The following is a 14,998-nucleotide window of genomic DNA, read 5'->3' on the forward strand; positions in this document are numbered from 1 at the left end:
GGGTTACAGCCGAACTACACCGGACGGTCCGGTGCGAACACCTCGATGTGACCGTCGGCCTCGCGTACCTCCAACGTGGGCAGCGGCTTTGGTGCGATGGGCAATTGGTGCGTGATGACCCGTCCATCGGTGGTGAACGATGTGGTGTGACACGGGCATTGCAGCCGGTCGTGGGCCCCGTCGAACCAGAGTTTGCAGCCCTGGTGGGTGCAGACGCCGGAGACCGCCTCGACCCGGCCGCCCACCCGCCGCACGAACCCGTTGACAAACCCGAGGTCGAAGGGATGCACCGCACCGTCCGGGACAGCACTGCTGGCCGCCACACGTTGCCAACTGCCGGTGTTGGGGACGATCTCGCCCGATTCCTGCTGGGGGTCGGTCTCGGGCTTGGGGTTGATCAGACGGTCGGTGGTGACGGCGACCGCAGCGGCGGCTGCGGCAGCGGAGGTTCCGACGAGGACGGTCCGCCGGTTTGGCACCTGCCACCGGTTTCGCCCGGAAGGCGCTGGGGTATCACCCATCTGTTCGGCTAGGCGGCTCTGTAGATCGGCGAGGAAATCTAGGCTCGGTGCGTCATCGCCGGGTTGGCTGGCGCGCAGCTCGATCGCCGTCCGGATCTGTGCTGCCTCGAAATCATCGGGACGGAAGGCCTTGGGCCGGCGACCCCGGAGCAGGTCGTCGACATAGCGGCGCAGCCCACGCGGATTCATGACAGGTCCTGTTCGTTGATCTGGGCGGCCAGACGCAATGCCCGATGCTGCAGCACCTTGGCGTTGGCGACGGTGACACCCATCTTGGCGGCGGACTCCTTGATCGAACAGCTTTGCAGGAAACGCAGTTCCAGAATTCGACGATAGTTGTCCGGTAGTGCGTCCAAGACCGCTCGTGCATGTTGCGGCGCGGTACTGATGGACTCCTCGGCCTCGGGAGGTCGGTCGGCGATGTCCTGGATGTCGGGGATCGACGTGATCTCGCGCCCCAGCGTTTCCCGCCAATGCGCGGCCAGGACTGTGCGCGCGGTCGTCCGCAGGTAAGCCCGTACCTCGGCCTTGGTCACGGTGAGGCGCAGCGGGCGCAGCGCGGCAAGAAACACTTCGGCCGTCAGGTCCTCGGCGTCCGGTTTGTTACCCACCCGCGCGTAGATGGTGCGGTAGACCCAGACGACATTGTCTTCGTACACGGACTGCCAGTTGGCATAGTGATCGCCGCCCGTCGGAACGGCCCGTAGGCCGCGCCGGGCGGTGGGATCACGTTGCGTCATCACCGTCGGTTGTCCCGTCCCCGCAGTGTCCGTCGAGTCCTTGAGGTCCTCGAGGGCAGTTGGATAACTACCCCTGAAGAAGTAGTGCCGGTGGTTACACGATGCCGGCGGCCATTTGGTTCGGGGTAGCGTCACGGGGATGACGGGTGCTCTCGATGGGATCCGGGTGCTGGAACTGGGCACTCTGATCGCCGGGCCTTTCGCGGGCCGCTTACTGGGGGATATGGGTGCCGAGGTGCTCAAGATCGAGCCGCCCGGCGCGCCGGACCCGCTTCGGACCTGGGGGCAGGCCGAGGTCGACGGCCACCATGTGTTCTGGACGGTGCACGCACGCAACAAGAAGGCCATCACCCTGGATCTGCGGACCGACGCCGGGCGCGCACTGTTTCTCGATCTCGTCGAACAGTCGGATGTGATCGTCGAAAACTTCCGGCCCGGCACGTTGGAGAAATGGGGCCTGGGCTACGACGTCCTGGCTGAACGCAACGAGGGCATCATCCTGGTTCGTGTGTCCGGATACGGGCAGACGGGCCCGGACGCGCACAAGGCCGGATATGCATCGGTGGCCGAGGCCGCCAGTGGTCTGCGGCATCTCAACGGTTTTCCCGGTGGCCCGCCGCCCCGGATGGCGCTCTCGATCGGCGATACTCTCGCTGGCATGTTCGCGGCCCAAGGGGCGCTGGCCGCGCTGTACCGGCGGACCGTCACCGGCCGGGGACAGATCGTCGACGCGGCGCTCACCGAGAGTTGTTTGGCCGTACAGGAATCGACCATCCCCGATTACGACGTAGGTGGCGTGGTGCGGGGACCTTCGGGCACCCGGCTGGAGGGCATCGCGCCGTCGAACATCTATCAGAGCGCCGATGGCAGCTGGGTGGTGATCGCCGCCAACCAGGACACCGTCTTTCGCAGACTGTGCGAGGCGATGGACCAACCGGAACTGAGCTCCGATGAACGTTTCGTCAATCATGTTGCCCGCGGGCGTAATCAGGACGAGCTGGATGCGATCATCGCCGAGTGGGCGGCACAGCGCGTACCCGCGGACATCATCGATGTGCTCAGCGCCGCCGGGGTGATCGCAGGCCCCATCAACACCGTCGCCGATGTGGTGCAGGACCCGCAGCTCAAGGCGCGCGAAATGCTCGTCGAGCATTTCGATGAACGCCTCGGCCGCTCGGTGCTGGGGCCGGGCGTGGTCCCGGTGCTGTCCGAATCGCCGGGCGGTGTCCGCAGCGCGGGCCCGGCCCGTCCGGGTCAGCACAACGAAGACGTCTACGTGCGGCTGTTGGGTAGGAGCGCCGCGGATATCGAGACACTACGGGCGCAGGGAGTGCTGTGATGGCGACGAGCCTGTTGGGCACGGAGCATGTGCAGCCGCCCGCGCACGTCACCATCCGCGAGGTGCTATTGCGGGATGGACTGCAGCTCGAGGCGCCGATCTCGTTGGCGGACAAGCTCAAACTGCTCGACGCCATCGCGGCGACGGGTGTGCGGGAGGTCGAGGCCACCGCGTTTGTGTCACCCACCAAGATGCCGGCGCTGGCCGACGCGGCAGAGCTGGCGGCGCAGCTGCATCATTACCCGGATATCGAGTTCTCGGCCCTCGTCGCCAGCCCCAACGGCGCCAAACGTGCTCTGGCGGCGGGATTCACCTCACTGGAGTACGTGGTCTCGGCCGCCGATGGACATAGCCGTGCCAATGTCGGAAGCAGCAGCGCCGAGGCCACCGCGCGCATCGAGGAGATCGTGGCGTTGGCACGGGATGCGGCTGCGACGGTGGAGGTGATCATTGCCTGCTCATGGGACTGCCCGTTCGATGGTCCGACCCCGGAACACCGGGTGCTCGACATCGTCAGCCGTGCCCGGGACTGGGGTGTGGACCGCTACGCCCTGGCCGACACCATCGGCACGACCACCCCGCGCCGTGTGGTGAATCTCGTTGCGGCGGTGAGCCCGATCGTCGGCGACGCACCCCTGGGCGCGCATTTCCACAACACCCGCGGATCCGGCCTGGCCAGTGCCTATGCCGCCGTGCAAGCCGGAGTGAGGCGACTGGATTCCTCGATCGGCGGGCTGGGGGGCTGTCCGTTCGCGCCGGGGGCAACGGGCAATATCGCCACCGAAGATTTGGTGTATCTGTTGCGGGATAGCGGTATCGACGTCGACGTCGATCTTGACGCTGCGATCGAGGCCGCCCGGGCGGTGCAGTCGGTGGTCGGACACGAGGTTCCCAGCGCTTTGCTGCGCGCGGGTGATCGGTTGTCGAGCTAGACCTTGGTGGTCGTGCGGGGTTGGGCCCCAGGAATTTGGTGCCCGGGCTGGGCACGGTCACTAACTTCCCCGATTTCCCTTCTGTGAGTGCTGGTAGGTGGTCTAGCTTGCTAACTGACTCGCGAGTCAGTTAGCGCTGATTCTTACTCAAGGAGGAGTATGTCCACACCGGTGCTGATCGGGATCATCGTGGGAGTGCTGGCCCTGGGAGGCTTGCTAGGGGCAGCCGTGCTTTTTGCCTTGGCTTCCGGCGACAACGGCCCGCGCCGGTTCGGGGTGACGACACCGGGAACCGACTTCTTCGACAAGACGGCATCGTTCGCGGTCACCGCGGAGATCAGCGTGCCTGGGCCGGCCGAGCGAGTGTGGACCCAGGTCTCAGAGGGTGGCTATCTGGAGAGCATTCCGTTTGTGTCCGGCCCGGTGAGGTCGGGCGACCGAATTGTCACCCGCACTCCGCTGTGCGCCTTCACCGAGAAGGTGGTGCACAGCGAGGAGGGGCGCAAGCTGGTGGCGATCGGGACGGGTATTTCTGTTCCGTTGGTGCTCAACGCGTTTGGTGAGCGTTGGGAACTTGCCGACGAGGGAAACAAGGTGCAGGTGCGCTGGACGGTGGGGATCACCCCGAAATGGGTCGGTTGGTTCCCGATGCGCTGGACAGCGTTCGCGGTTCGCCCGTTCCTGCGAACCCTGTTGTTCTTGGCTATCCGTTAGCGGCCGCGCGTGACAGCGGGACGTCGCCGAGCACGATCCCACTGAACATGGTGGCGATCGTGTCGGCGACCTCCGTCATTGTTGTTGCGGGATCGTCGGATTCGGCGATGATGCTGTTGGCGGTGACGAACATCGTCAAGAGCATGCGGGCTGCCATGTGCGTGTGCACACCGGCCTTCAGCTCGCCACGGGCGGCGAGGGTTTCCATGAGGGTCACCAAGGGCGGTAGCACGATGGTCTCGTCGATATGGCGGTACGTCTCTGCGCCGAGGACCATCGGTGCCTGGCGCATGAGCTCCCGATATGTTCTGTCGCGCAGCGATCGTGACAGATAGACCCATGCGGAGGCCGCCGCGACTTGTGGGCCGCTCGGGCCGGGCTTGTCCAGTCGGCGGATGGCGGTGGTGACGGTGTCGGCGGTCTCGGTCAGGCATTCGGTGAGCAACGCGGTGAACATCGCCTGCTTGTCGGAGAAGTGGTAGTAGAACGTCCCCTTGCTGACCTCGATGCTGCTGACGATGTCATCGACGGTCACACTGTTGTAGCCGGTGGTGGTGAAGTGCCGGCGTGCGGAGTTCAGAAGATCGGAACGGGTCTGTTCTGCGTACATCTGCCGCCGGGTAGCCATGCAGGCAGTCTAGTCAGATCCCGACCCATGGTCAGTTTCTGCACTCCCGGCCGGACGGCCGCTCACCACACCAGGCGGGCCAGGTACGTCTGTGCGTAGCGCCGCACCGCGGCGGTGTCGGTGATATCGAGAACACCGGCGCGATTGGTGAGTAATGAACCAACTAAGCGAACAAGGATTTCCGAGACGGCCAGGACGGCATCGTCGGGCATGCTGACGCCGCTGTGTCGAAGCGAGGTCGCCACCAGTGCACTCGCGCGCACGATCGCTTTCTCGCCCGACGGCGTGTTCAGCCCGATGACCAGCTCTGGCTCGTTCTCGATGATGGTGCCCGCCAGCCGGCTTTCGGTGATCAGCCGCATGGCCAGGGTGAAGCATTCGACGATCGCGCCCTGTGCGTCCTGGCCGTTGGCGACGACGGCGAGCTGGCCGAAGATGACCAGGCTCTCCGCCTCGATGAGGTGCTCGAATAGTGCTTCCTTGGTGGGGAAGCGGCGATACAGAGTGCGGCGGCTCACCCCGGCGCGTCGGGCGATGGCATCCATGTTGGCCCGGCGCATCCCGTGCCGCTCAAACTCGGTGCGTGCGGCATCGAGCACGGCGTCGGTGGGTGGGGCGCTGATCGTCACCCCCTGAGTATTCGCCTCTTCGCACGAGATGCTCATCGGTGTCTGCTCTAGGCCGCCCTGTTGTGCAGCGGGCGGGGGTCCACTGCCTCGCGCTTCCAGCCTTCCGCAGCCCACGGCAGGTACAGCCAGCGCACTGGCAGCCTGTTGAATATCGGGTTCAACGCGCGCATCACCGTCGCGAAACGTTGGAAGTTGCGTTCCTTCTTGTCGTTCCACTCCAGGCGGCAGACGTTCTGCATCTGTGGTGGCAGTGTCCCGACGATCACCGTCCGGATGAAGGCATTCAGCGGCGCCGAGAGCACTCGCCACACCGGCTTCGGAATCTGCTTGGGGCCGGGCAGCCCCTGACGGATGTAGCCGGTCGCGTAGAGGATGGTCTTGGTCGGCACGAACCGGTCGAACATGCCCTCCATATAGGTGACGAACTCGTCGTATGTCTGGGGCTGATTGCGGGCGCTGACGCCGTAGAGGCTGTACCAGACCTTGCTCTCCTCGAAGATTCGCACCTTCTCGCCGTAGGAAAGCCGACGGATGAATGTGTCGGTGATGTACAGCACCTGGTCGACGAATGTTGCATGGGCCCAATAGAAAAGCTCCGGATTGAGCGCGTGATAGCGAGTGCCGTCGCTGATGGTTCCGGCGATGGGCTTGTGGAAATCACGCACCATCCGGCCCCACTTCTGCGGGTCGGCCGAGTAGATCGTCTTCATGATCGGCGGACCGGAGCGGCGTGCCCTCCCGATGGTGTCGGTGAAGATCACCGAATGGTCCTCGACGGCCTTGCCCAGCTGCTCGATGCAGTTCTCGGTGCCGGCCAGCCGCTGGAATCCGAGGACCCCGCGAATATCGCCGTAGAACTTCCACACCAGGGAATCGGCACCCAGGCGTGGCGTCTCCGGGGTGATTTCCTCATCGACCGGCATGGGGATTGCTTCGCGAAGCCCTTCGTCCAGCGTGAGGGCACTCTGATCGACCACGGTCGCCTCCTGGCTCGTTGGCACAAAATTGTGAACTTGTGCCAAACAGTACCCATGGCTTGACCCTGATGCAAGATCTGGATGCGGCCGCGCGGGTAGGACTAGTTCTCGTCGGACGAGTCGGTCTGCACGGGCCGCCGCAGCGCCCATGCCACGAATACGACCGCGACGAGTGTCATGGCGATCCCCGTCCACAGATTGACGTTGCCGCCCGCCTTGGCGAGGTTGTGCACCGACGCGTCGTGGATACCGACACCTACGAGGATCAGGCCGAAGATGCCCAGCAGCGCGGCGATGACGTTGCGTATGTCAAAAACGTTGTGCATGGCCGTCCTTCGATGGTGGTCAGTGGAAGATCAGGTTCAGGGCTACTACCAGCACCAGCGCCACCGTCGCCAGCTTGGCCGGTTGCCGGTACCACGCCGATGTGGGGTCATCACCGGAGAAGGCATGGGGCGTCTCGGAATACACCAAACCCGCCAGCTCGGCGACGGGCTTGGGTTCTGTCACCAGGCTGATCGCCACACTCACCACGATGTCCACGGTGAAGGCGACACCGGCCTCGATGAAGTTGGAACCCTGCCCGGAGAGGGTGAACACACCCGCCTCGAACAGTGACCACACACCCACGGCCGCAACCGTTCCGGAAACCAAACCGGCCCAGCCCGCGGTGGCGGTCATCCGCTTCCAGAACATACCCAAAATGAACGTTGCGAACAGCGGTGCGTTGAAGAAGGCGAACAACGTCTGCAGGTAGTTCATGACGTTGTTGTAGTTGGCCGCGATGAAGGCAGTACCGATGGCGATGACGGTGGCACCGACAGTGGCCAGTTGACCGACGCGCAAGTAGTAACCGTCGGGACGGTCCTTGCGGATATAGCGTTGCCACAGGTCATAGCTGAACACCGTGTTGAAGGCCGAGACGTTGGCCGCCATCCCCGCCATGAAAGACGCCAGCAGGCCGGTAATGGCGACCCCCAGAACACCGGTCGGCAGAACCTCTTTCATCAGATACAGCAGCGAATTGCTGTACGTCAGGTTGGGGTCGCTGGTGGGCTGCCCCGCCTTGTAGGCGGCCATCTGCGGCACCAGTACCGCGCAGATCATCCCGGGGATCACCACGATGAAGGGGATGAACATCTTCGGGAAGGCGCCGATGATCGGGGTGCGCCGCGCGGCCGACAAGGACTCGGAGGCCAGTGCGCGCTGTACCTCGACGAAATTGGTGGTCCAGTAGCCGAACGAAAGCACGAATCCGAGGCCGAACACAATGCCGATGACCGAGAGCAGATTGTCGGAGAACCCGCTGAGTTCATTGCCGGGCCACGAGGACATCTGCCCGCTGGACACCTTCTCGCGCAGCCCATCCCAACCACCCACCTTGTGGAGACCAACAATGGTCAGCGGCAGCAGTGCCGCCACGATGACGAAGAACTGCAGCACCTCGTTGTAGATGGCAGCCGAAAGACCACCAAGGGTGATGTAGCACAACACGATCGCAGCCGCCGCAATGACCGATACCCATAGTGGCCAGCCCAGCAGCACATTCACGATGGTTCCCAGTAGATACAGATTGACCCCGGCGATGAGTACCTGTGCGATGGCAAAGCTGATGGCGTTGACAAGGTGCGCGCCAACGCCGAAGCGGCGCAGCATGAATTCGGGCACACTGCGCACCTGTGAGCCGTAGAAGAACGGCATCATGATGATGCCGAGGAACAGCATGGCTGGTACCGCGCCAATCCAGAAGTAGTGCATGCCAACCATGCCGAACTGAGCCCCGTTGGCGGACATACCCATGATCTCGACGGCGCCCAGGTTGGCCGATACAAAGGCCAGGCCCGTCACCCAGGCGGGTAAGGAACGTCCTGAGAGGAAGAAGTCGATGCTGGAGGAGACTCCGCGCCGCGCCAGCAGGCCGATGCCGAGAACGAACACGAAGTAGATCGCGATGAGGACGTAGTCGACGGCGCCGGCGTCCAGGCGAAGTGAGCCGGTCATCGCACCCGCCGCGCACCATCGGAGGGTGCCACCACGAAGACCTGTGGCGCAGTCCAGCCGGCTACCGAGAAGCGTTGTCTCGCAGCTTCACCGATTCGCACCGCGGAGCCAGTGTCAGCGAGTGCGATGACACTGCCGCCGAACCCGCCGCCCGTCATCCGCGCACCGTAGGCGCTCGCCCCGCAGGAGGCCGCGACGGCGGCGTCGAGCTGTGGTGTGGAAACTGCGAAGTCGTCGCGCAGCGAGACATGTCCACGCGTCAGTATCGGACCGATCGCGCGGGGATCATCGCCCGCCCGAAGCAGCGCGACCACCTCGCGCACGCGGGCATCCTCGGTGACCACATGCCTGGCGCGTGCGCGAAGGACCGGATCGGCGAGCGCGTCAACGGCTCCGATCTCGGTGATGGCGCCAAGAGAATGAACACCCAACGTGCGCGCCGCTGCCTCACATTGCCGTCGACGGGTGGCGTACTCGCTGGTGGCATGGTTGTGCGGGGTGCCGGTGTCGATGACCACCAGTTCAAGTCCTGCCGCCGCAAGATCGAACGGGACCTGTGTATGCGCACCCGTCGCCGCGTCGAGAAATAGGGCGTGTCCGGCCGTGCACAGGATGGATGCGGACTGGTCGAGCACCCCGGTGGGCGCACCCACGAAATCGTTCTCGGCCCGGTGAGTGATTTCGACAAGCTCGACGTCGGAGACGTTGGGTGCGAAGGTATCGCGGACAGCGACCGCCACAGCGCACTCTACGGCGGCCGAGGACGACAGCCCGGCTCCGGCCGGTACGTTGCCGTCGAGCCACAGGTCCATGCCGCCGATGTTGTGACCGCGCTTGCGGAATTCGTGCGCGACCCCGAGCGGGTATCGGGCCCAACCCGCGATATCGGTGTCGGCCAACCAGTCCAGCGGTATCGCGATCCAGTCTCGTCCGTGCTGTTGCGAGGCAACACGTATGGTCCCGCCGTCACGAGGCGTCAGCGTGCAGGCAACGTGCTGGGGGATGGCGACAGGCAGTGATAGACCGCCGTTGTAGTCGGTGTGCTCACCGATGACGTTCACCCGCCCGGGCGCCGCCCATGTGCCCGTCATGTGACGTCTCGCAGTTCGGCAGCGACCTGCTCGGGGGTGGTGTCGCTGATGAACGCACCCATACCGCTTTCGGACCCCGCCAGGTATTTGAGCTTTCCGGGTGCGCGGCGAAAGGAGAACAGCTGCAGGTGTAGCCACCAATCGTCGCGGTTGGCGCCGGAGGCAACGGTGGGCGCCTGATTCCATGCCGCGATGTACGGCATCGGGGTATCGAAGCGACGAGCGAAGCGTCGTAACACATTCAGATACAGATCGGCGAAGGCGTCACGGGCCGGATCATCGAGATCGGGGATGTCGGCGACCTGTCGGTGTGGATAGAGCGAAACCTCGTACGGCCACCGCGCGAAGGACGGCACGAATGCCGTCCACTCATCGTTGGCGGCGACCACCCGAGTGCCTTCGGCTCGTTCTGCGGCGAGAATCTCCCCGAAAAGATTGGTGCTGTGTCGTTTTCGGTAGTCGTCGACGTTGGACATGACACGTGCCGTTTTGGCGGTGACAAAGGGGTAGGCGTAGATCTGCCCGTGCGGATGTGCCAGGGTGACGCCGATCTCCTCGCCGTGATTCTCAAAGCAGTACACCTGCTGAATCCCGCTGATTGCGCTCAATTCTGTTGTGCGCTGGGCCCACACGTCGATAACAAGGCGAGCTCGGTCGGGCGTCAGCTGCGCGAAGGTGGTGTCATGGTCGCTGGTGAAGCAGACCACCTCACAGCGCCCGAAGCCCGGACGCGCCGGCGGGGCGGGCGCCTGCGCATGGAGCGACAGAGACGGGAAGCGATTCTCGAACGCCACTACTTGATAGGTGCGCTCGGGGATCTCGGTGTGACGATCGGGTGTGGATGGGCACAGCGGACAAAGATCGGTCGGCGGCAGAAATGTGCGCGTCTGCCGATGGGAGGCCAGGGTGACCCAGTCTCCCAGTAGCGGATCGAACCGTATCTGCGATTGCGTGGCTGTGGCGGGCAGGTCGCGCTGGTCTACGGTGACCCGCTCGGTGGGGGTGGAGTCGTAGTACACGATCTCCCGGCCGTCGGCCAATTCCCTGCGGGTTTGCCACACGGCGACGAGCCTAGAGGCTTTGTCTGGTAGGTGGCTGGGAAACGGCGCGGCCGGGCTACCGGTACCTAGTCGGTGAAGTCGATGCGCACGGAGACGGGGGTGGTCTCCAGCGCCTTGACGACACGCGCGCCGACAGCGCCGAACTTACGTCCGCGCGCGACGACATCGTCGTCGGGCCGGAACTGCGCGCTGCCGGTACGCCACCGGTTGCCTTGCCGTATACGGACATTGGGATTGGCGGCGATGTTGCTGCCCCAGCCCGAGCGAGTGCCGTGCTGGCTGATCACCCAGGCGCCCGCCGAATCGAACTGTGCGGAGACCGGTACCCGCCTGAGCTGGCCGGTCTTGCGCCCGGTGGTCTCAAGCTCGGATGCCAGGGCGGTGCGCACCCCCAGCTTCGTCAAGACTCCGACAGCTGGATTGAGCAGATAGCGTCCCATCGCGCGCTCCCTGCGGAACTTGCGCAAGGTTTTGTCGGTCATGCACTTCTCCTTCTACGAAACGCGTCGACACCGTTGTTCTTGAGGAGCCGTAGCGCGGTGATCCACGGCCCGACAGTGGGGTCGGGCTCGGCACCCGCCCCCAAGCGGTGTAGTTGGGTGTTGTGCCACTGGAGTTCCAGCGCGCTGAGGAACGACTTCGCCCTACCTGTTCTCGCGAGCCATGCTGGCATGGGCAGGGCAGCGTCGGGGACCGTGAGTGTGTTCTGGCGCGCAGTGAGCAGGCTGTCGGCGGCCTCGGGATTGACGGTCGTGGGCCGTCCCAGTCCCACGACATCGCAATCACCCGACCGGATGGCTTCCGACATGGCGGCCTCCGTGCGGAATCCCCCGGTGACGGCCAGTGGCACGTCGCCTGCCACCTCACGGGCGGTGCGGGCGTATTCCAGGAAGTAGGCCTCGCGGGCCTGCGTCGATGCAGAAGGAACCAGCGGCCGGCCTTCCATCGCCGGCGATTCGTAAGTACCGCCACTGATTTCGATGAGGTCGACCTCCTGAGAGGCCAATGCGGCGATGACGGCTCGCGATTCCTCCTCGGTGAAGCCGCCCCGCTGGAAATCGGCGGAGTTGAGCTTGATGGCCACCGAGAACCCGGGGCTCACGGCGGCTCGGGTGCGGCGCACGACTTCGAGGACGAAGCGCATCCGTCGTTCGGAGTCGCCGCCCCATCGATCGGTACGCAGATTGGTACGCGGCGACAGGAATTGCGCCACCAGATAGCCGTGCGCACCGTGGATCTGCACGCCGTCAAACCCGGCGGCATCGGCTATCGATGCCGTGGTGGCATACCTGTCGATGATCTTCTCGATCTCGTCATCGGTGAGCTCACGCGGAGCCTGCCACCCCGGGACGTTCATCTTGATCGCCGACGGCGCCACGGGCTGGGACGCGGTGGCCAGTGGGTTGGCTTGCCTGCCCGGATGGTTCACCTGCATCCAGATCAGGCCGCCACCGTCCTTGGTCGCCTTGGCCCACCGTGACAGGCCGTCGAGGTGCCGGTCATCTTCGATGACGACGTTTCCCGGTTCGCCGAGGTGACTACGGTCAACCATGACATTGCCGGTCACCACCAGGCCGAATCCGCCGGTGCCCCAACGCCGGTACAACTCCACGAGTCGATGGTCCGGGCCCTGCGATGTGTCACCGAGCCCCTCGCTGAGGGCCGATTTCATGAGTCGATTGCGCAGCACCTGACCGCTTGCGAGTGGAAGCGGATCGTGAATATCGGGCATGGCGGCGACGGTAGTACACCGATCGGTATAGTGCAATATGTCGGATATCGCCCCACGTCGGGGCAGTGTTAGTAGACTGACTGGTGTAGCAAGAAAGAAATCTGGAGGCAGTACGCGATGTCAGCACGGGACACCTTGATCGCCAGCGTGACTGGTCTGGTGCGGCGCAGGGGTGTGGCAGGGACGGGCCTCAACGCGCTACTCGAGGACAGCGGTGTCTCTCGTCGCACCATCTACCTGAACTTCCCGGGCGGAAAGCAAGAATTGGTCGCCGAGGCAACCAAGCTTGCGGGGAACGAACTGACGGCGATCATCGAGGCCGCCGGCGACGACGTCGATCCCGCACGCGGGATTCAGCTGTTCATCGAACTGTGGAAGGCTCAGCTCGCCGAAACCGAGATGCAGGCCGGCTGCCCGGTGGTGGCGGCGGTGCTGGGACGCACCGAGGCGCCCGAGGCTGCCGCGGTGGCAGCAGATGCGTTCGAGAGCTGGCAGAAGATTCTCACCGACCGATTGGCGCGCTACGACGTGGACGGCGCGACCGCGCGGTCGTTGGCAAGGACGATGATCGCAGCGATCGAAGGCGCCGTCATCATGTCGATTGCGGCCCAGTCCACCGAGGCCCTTGACGATGTCGGACAGCGGCTCGCGGAGCTGGTTCGGTTGTACGTGCCGGCCGGCGCGAAGCCGCAGTCGCTCGCTGACTAGCCCGCGCGGCCCTTGCCGGTGATCAGCGGTAGGTCCAGCGTGGTGCGGATACCGGCATCGGCGGCGACGACGGCTGGTACCGCATTGACCACGCGCATCGCCGTCGCGATCAGGTTGGCGTAGTTGTGATCGCCGTGCGCGCTGAATGAGCCGAGATCCAGAGTGTAACTGGGCTCGCCGGTGATTTCGACACGATAGGTGCCGCCTTCATGCGCGGGCTGGGGCCAGTCGGGTGCCAAATCTTCGCGCAGCCGGGTGAAGTGCTCCAGGACCGTAACCGCCTTGCCGTCCTTGATGCCGCGCACCTGGAAATGCAGCGCGGCCATGGTGCCCGTGGGTATATGCCCTGACGCGATATCGAAATCTTCGGGTGCGGGCAGTTTTTCGTAGGTCTCAGTGACCTCGTCCAATTCGACGCCGAGGCCGGCCGCGAGTTGTCGTACCACCGAGCCCCAGGCCAGCGACAGCACTCCCGGTTGCAGCAGCATGGGGGTCTCGTCCATTGGTTTACCAAAGCCCATGACATCGAACATCACGGTCGCGCTGTCGTAGGTGGCGTAGTCGACGATCTCGATGCAGCGCACCTGGTCGATGCGCTGGCAGGTTCCCATGAGCGCCAGCGGCAGCAGATCGTTGGCGAACCCGGGGTCGATACCGCCGATGAATATCGATGAATTACCTTCCCGCGCTGCAGTTTCAATCGGTTCCAGCATGTTGTCGGGCAGGACACCCCAGGGATACTGCAGGAATACGGGCGCACTGGCGGCAACGTTGATTCCGGCGGTGAGCAGATCCGCCAGATCCTTAAGCGCCTCCATCAGCCGGTTGTCGGTCATCGCCGTGTACACCACACAGTCGGGCTTGAGCGCCAGGATCTCTGCGGCTTCGGTGGTCGCGGCCACCCCGGTGACGAGGTCGAGCCCGGCCAGTTCGCCTGCGTCTTTTCCGGCCTTGTTGGCTCCGGAGACCCATACCCCGACGAGCTCCATGTTGGGATCGGTGATCACCCCCGCGAGTGCATGCTGGCCGACATTGCCTGTGCCCCAGACGGCTACGCGTGTCTTGGTCATATCAGTTCCTTCTAGGCGAGGTCGGGTAGCGGGATGTCGAGGTTGGGTGCGATGAGACCACCGTCTACCTCGAGCACCTTGCCGGTGAGGAAGCTGCCGGCCGGCGACGCGAGATAGACCGCGGCCGCCGCGATATCGGCCGGATCTCCGAGCCGGTGCAGTGGCGTGTTCTTCTCCAGCGTTCCGCGAACCTCGTCATTGCCCGCGACCACCTCCAGCGCGGAGGTGAGGATGGAGCCTGGAGCTATGCCGTTGACGCGGATGCGTGGACTCAGATCCATTGCGGCCGTGCGCGTGTAGTGGGCCAGTGCTCCCTTGGCGGTGCAGTAACTCAGGAAGGCTCGTCCGGGTAGTCGGCCCATGGTGGAGGTGATGTTGATGACCGATGCGTTGTCCGACTTGAGCAGGTGCGGCACTGCCGTGCGCACGAGCGCATGCCCATTGAGGACATTGAAGGAAAACGCCTCGGCGAGATCCTCGTTGGTGGTGTCCAAGAAGGGCTTCGGCATGGTGCCACCGACATTGTTGACGACAATGTCGAGTCGTCCGAACCGGTCGACTGCCTTCTGCGCCAGGGCGGCGGATGCTTCGGTGTCGGACAGGTCGGCGACGACGATCTCGGCCTGACGCCCAGCCGCCGCCACCTTCTCGGCGACCTCTCGCAACTGGGATTCGGTGCGAGAGGCGATCAGCACATCGGCGCCCGCCTGTGCGAAGGCCTCCGCGATGGCCGCACCGAGGCCGCGACCCGCGCCGGTAACGACGGCGACATTGCCGTCAAGTCTGAAACGGTCCAGAATCATGGCTTCCTCCGTGTCGAATATTCGACTACCTTGGGGCGAATAGTCGATGCAC

At 64.4% G+C, this 14,998-nt stretch carries 17 protein-coding genes; 4 read left to right on the top strand and 13 right to left on the bottom strand.

The genetic code is table 11. From position 1 onward, the window contains the following. Positions 1-14: 14 nt before the first annotated feature. Together BKG76_RS12330 and BKG76_RS12335 are read right to left on the bottom strand one after the other, a co-directional pair. On the bottom strand, positions 15-710 hold the full coding sequence (locus tag BKG76_RS12330) for a Rieske (2Fe-2S) protein (RefSeq protein ID WP_070937888.1): 696 nt from the start codon (positions 708-710) through the stop codon (positions 15-17). Continuing rightward, on the bottom strand, positions 707-1,261 hold the full coding sequence (locus tag BKG76_RS12335) for an RNA polymerase sigma factor (protein ID WP_070937889.1): 555 nt from the start codon (positions 1,259-1,261) through the stop codon (positions 707-709). Before BKG76_RS12335 ends, BKG76_RS12330 begins: the two co-directional genes overlap by 4 nt. Before the next feature lie 139 nt (positions 1,262-1,400). On the opposite strand from BKG76_RS12335, the gene BKG76_RS12340 reads away from it, so the two are divergent. The 3 genes from BKG76_RS12340 (at position 1,401) to BKG76_RS12350 (ending at position 4,246) form a co-directional block, all read left to right on the top strand. Next, positions 1,401-2,600, top strand: a complete 1,200-nt coding sequence (locus BKG76_RS12340; protein ID WP_070937890.1) for a CaiB/BaiF CoA transferase family protein — start codon at positions 1,401-1,403, stop codon at positions 2,598-2,600. A gap of 29 nt (positions 2,601-2,629) precedes the next feature. Next, complete coding sequence (locus BKG76_RS12345) at positions 2,630-3,532, top strand: hydroxymethylglutaryl-CoA lyase (protein ID WP_109420842.1); 903 nt, start codon at positions 2,630-2,632, stop codon at positions 3,530-3,532. Positions 3,533-3,691: 159 nt separating this feature from the next. Further along, positions 3,692-4,246 (top strand): SRPBCC family protein, encoded by a 555-nt coding sequence (locus tag BKG76_RS12350; RefSeq protein ID WP_070937892.1) that lies wholly within the window; start codon positions 3,692-3,694, stop codon positions 4,244-4,246. On the opposite strand, the gene BKG76_RS12355 is transcribed toward BKG76_RS12350, so the two are convergent. The 9 genes from BKG76_RS12355 to BKG76_RS12395 all read right to left on the bottom strand — a co-directional run bounded on the left by BKG76_RS12355 (position 4,236) and on the right by BKG76_RS12395 (position 12,365). Then, complete coding sequence (locus tag BKG76_RS12355) at positions 4,236-4,856, bottom strand: TetR/AcrR family transcriptional regulator (protein WP_070937893.1); 621 nt, start codon at positions 4,854-4,856, stop codon at positions 4,236-4,238. The two genes, BKG76_RS12350 and BKG76_RS12355, sit on opposite strands and share 11 nt — an antisense overlap. Before the next feature lie 80 nt (positions 4,857-4,936). Further along, complete coding sequence (locus tag BKG76_RS12360; protein WP_070937894.1) at positions 4,937-5,539, bottom strand: TetR/AcrR family transcriptional regulator; 603 nt, start codon at positions 5,537-5,539, stop codon at positions 4,937-4,939. A gap of 11 nt (positions 5,540-5,550) precedes the next feature. Then, entirely contained in the window at positions 5,551-6,480 is a 930-nt protein-coding gene (locus BKG76_RS12365) for an oxygenase MpaB family protein (RefSeq protein WP_070939176.1), read from the bottom strand. 101 nt (positions 6,481-6,581) lie between these two features. Beyond that, positions 6,582-6,806, bottom strand: coding sequence for a hypothetical protein (locus tag BKG76_RS12370; RefSeq protein ID WP_070937895.1), 225 nt, complete (start codon positions 6,804-6,806; stop codon positions 6,582-6,584). Between the two features lie 19 nt (positions 6,807-6,825). Further along, positions 6,826-8,481 (bottom strand): sodium:solute symporter family protein, encoded by a 1,656-nt coding sequence (locus BKG76_RS12375; protein ID WP_070937896.1) that lies wholly within the window; start codon positions 8,479-8,481, stop codon positions 6,826-6,828. Then, positions 8,478-9,572, bottom strand: a complete 1,095-nt coding sequence (galK, locus tag BKG76_RS12380) for a galactokinase (RefSeq protein WP_070937897.1) — start codon at positions 9,570-9,572, stop codon at positions 8,478-8,480. Before galK ends, BKG76_RS12375 begins: the two co-directional genes overlap by 4 nt. Beyond that, the gene (gene galT, locus BKG76_RS12385; protein ID WP_070939177.1) at positions 9,569-10,612 is read right to left on the bottom strand and encodes a galactose-1-phosphate uridylyltransferase; all 1,044 of its coding nucleotides are present in this window, start codon (positions 10,610-10,612) and stop codon (positions 9,569-9,571) included. The genes galK and galT overlap by 4 nt, the downstream gene beginning before the upstream one ends. An 86-nt stretch (positions 10,613-10,698) precedes the next feature. Further along, entirely contained in the window at positions 10,699-11,115 is a 417-nt protein-coding gene (locus tag BKG76_RS12390; protein WP_070937898.1) for a nitroreductase family deazaflavin-dependent oxidoreductase, read from the bottom strand. Next, a complete protein-coding gene (locus tag BKG76_RS12395; protein ID WP_070937899.1) occupies positions 11,112-12,365 on the bottom strand; it encodes an NADH:flavin oxidoreductase/NADH oxidase family protein in 1,254 nt (417 codons plus the stop codon). The genes BKG76_RS12390 and BKG76_RS12395 overlap by 4 nt, the downstream gene beginning before the upstream one ends. A 117-nt stretch (positions 12,366-12,482) precedes the next feature. On the opposite strand from BKG76_RS12395, the gene BKG76_RS12400 reads away from it, so the two are divergent. Then, the gene (locus tag BKG76_RS12400) at positions 12,483-13,073 is read left to right on the top strand and encodes a TetR/AcrR family transcriptional regulator (protein WP_070937900.1); all 591 of its coding nucleotides are present in this window, start codon (positions 12,483-12,485) and stop codon (positions 13,071-13,073) included. On the opposite strand, the gene BKG76_RS12405 is transcribed toward BKG76_RS12400, so the two are convergent. Together BKG76_RS12405 and BKG76_RS12410 are read right to left on the bottom strand one after the other, a co-directional pair. After that, positions 13,070-14,143 carry an NAD(P)H-dependent amine dehydrogenase family protein gene (locus tag BKG76_RS12405; protein WP_070937901.1) on the bottom strand — a complete coding sequence of 358 codons (1,074 nt, stop codon included), beginning with the start codon at positions 14,141-14,143 and terminating at the stop codon, positions 13,070-13,072. The genes BKG76_RS12400 and BKG76_RS12405 overlap by 4 nt on opposite strands. 11 nt (positions 14,144-14,154) lie before the next feature. After that, positions 14,155-14,946, bottom strand: coding sequence for an SDR family oxidoreductase (locus tag BKG76_RS12410; RefSeq protein WP_070937902.1), 792 nt, complete (start codon positions 14,944-14,946; stop codon positions 14,155-14,157). Between the last annotated feature and the right edge of the window lie 52 nt (positions 14,947-14,998).

It is taken from the genome of Mycobacteroides franklinii (assembly GCF_001853795.1).
Classification (GTDB): Bacteria; Actinomycetota; Actinomycetes; order Mycobacteriales; family Mycobacteriaceae; genus Mycobacterium; species Mycobacterium franklinii.

Coding starts and splice junctions, on each gene's coding strand:
- BKG76_RS12330 (WP_070937888.1), bottom strand. CDS start 710: ATGAATCCGCGTGGGCTGCGCCGCTATGTCGACGACCTGCTCCGGGGT.
- BKG76_RS12335 (WP_070937889.1), bottom strand. CDS start 1,261: ATGACGCAACGTGATCCCACCGCCCGGCGCGGCCTACGGGCCGTTCCG.
- BKG76_RS12340 (WP_070937890.1), top strand. CDS start 1,401: ATGACGGGTGCTCTCGATGGGATCCGGGTGCTGGAACTGGGCACTCTG.
- BKG76_RS12350 (WP_070937892.1), top strand. CDS start 3,692: ATGTCCACACCGGTGCTGATCGGGATCATCGTGGGAGTGCTGGCCCTG.
- BKG76_RS12355 (WP_070937893.1), bottom strand. CDS start 4,856: ATGTACGCAGAACAGACCCGTTCCGATCTTCTGAACTCCGCACGCCGG.
- BKG76_RS12360 (WP_070937894.1), bottom strand. CDS start 5,539: ATGAGCATCTCGTGCGAAGAGGCGAATACTCAGGGGGTGACGATCAGC.
- BKG76_RS12370 (WP_070937895.1), bottom strand. CDS start 6,806: ATGCACAACGTTTTTGACATACGCAACGTCATCGCCGCGCTGCTGGGC.
- BKG76_RS12375 (WP_070937896.1), bottom strand. CDS start 8,481: ATGACCGGCTCACTTCGCCTGGACGCCGGCGCCGTCGACTACGTCCTC.
- galK (WP_070937897.1), bottom strand. CDS start 9,572: ATGACGGGCACATGGGCGGCGCCCGGGCGGGTGAACGTCATCGGTGAG.
- BKG76_RS12390 (WP_070937898.1), bottom strand. CDS start 11,115: ATGACCGACAAAACCTTGCGCAAGTTCCGCAGGGAGCGCGCGATGGGA.
- BKG76_RS12395 (WP_070937899.1), bottom strand. CDS start 12,365: ATGCCCGATATTCACGATCCGCTTCCACTCGCAAGCGGTCAGGTGCTG.
- BKG76_RS12400 (WP_070937900.1), top strand. CDS start 12,483: ATGTCAGCACGGGACACCTTGATCGCCAGCGTGACTGGTCTGGTGCGG.
- BKG76_RS12405 (WP_070937901.1), bottom strand. CDS start 14,143: ATGACCAAGACACGCGTAGCCGTCTGGGGCACAGGCAATGTCGGCCAG.
- BKG76_RS12410 (WP_070937902.1), bottom strand. CDS start 14,946: ATGATTCTGGACCGTTTCAGACTTGACGGCAATGTCGCCGTCGTTACC.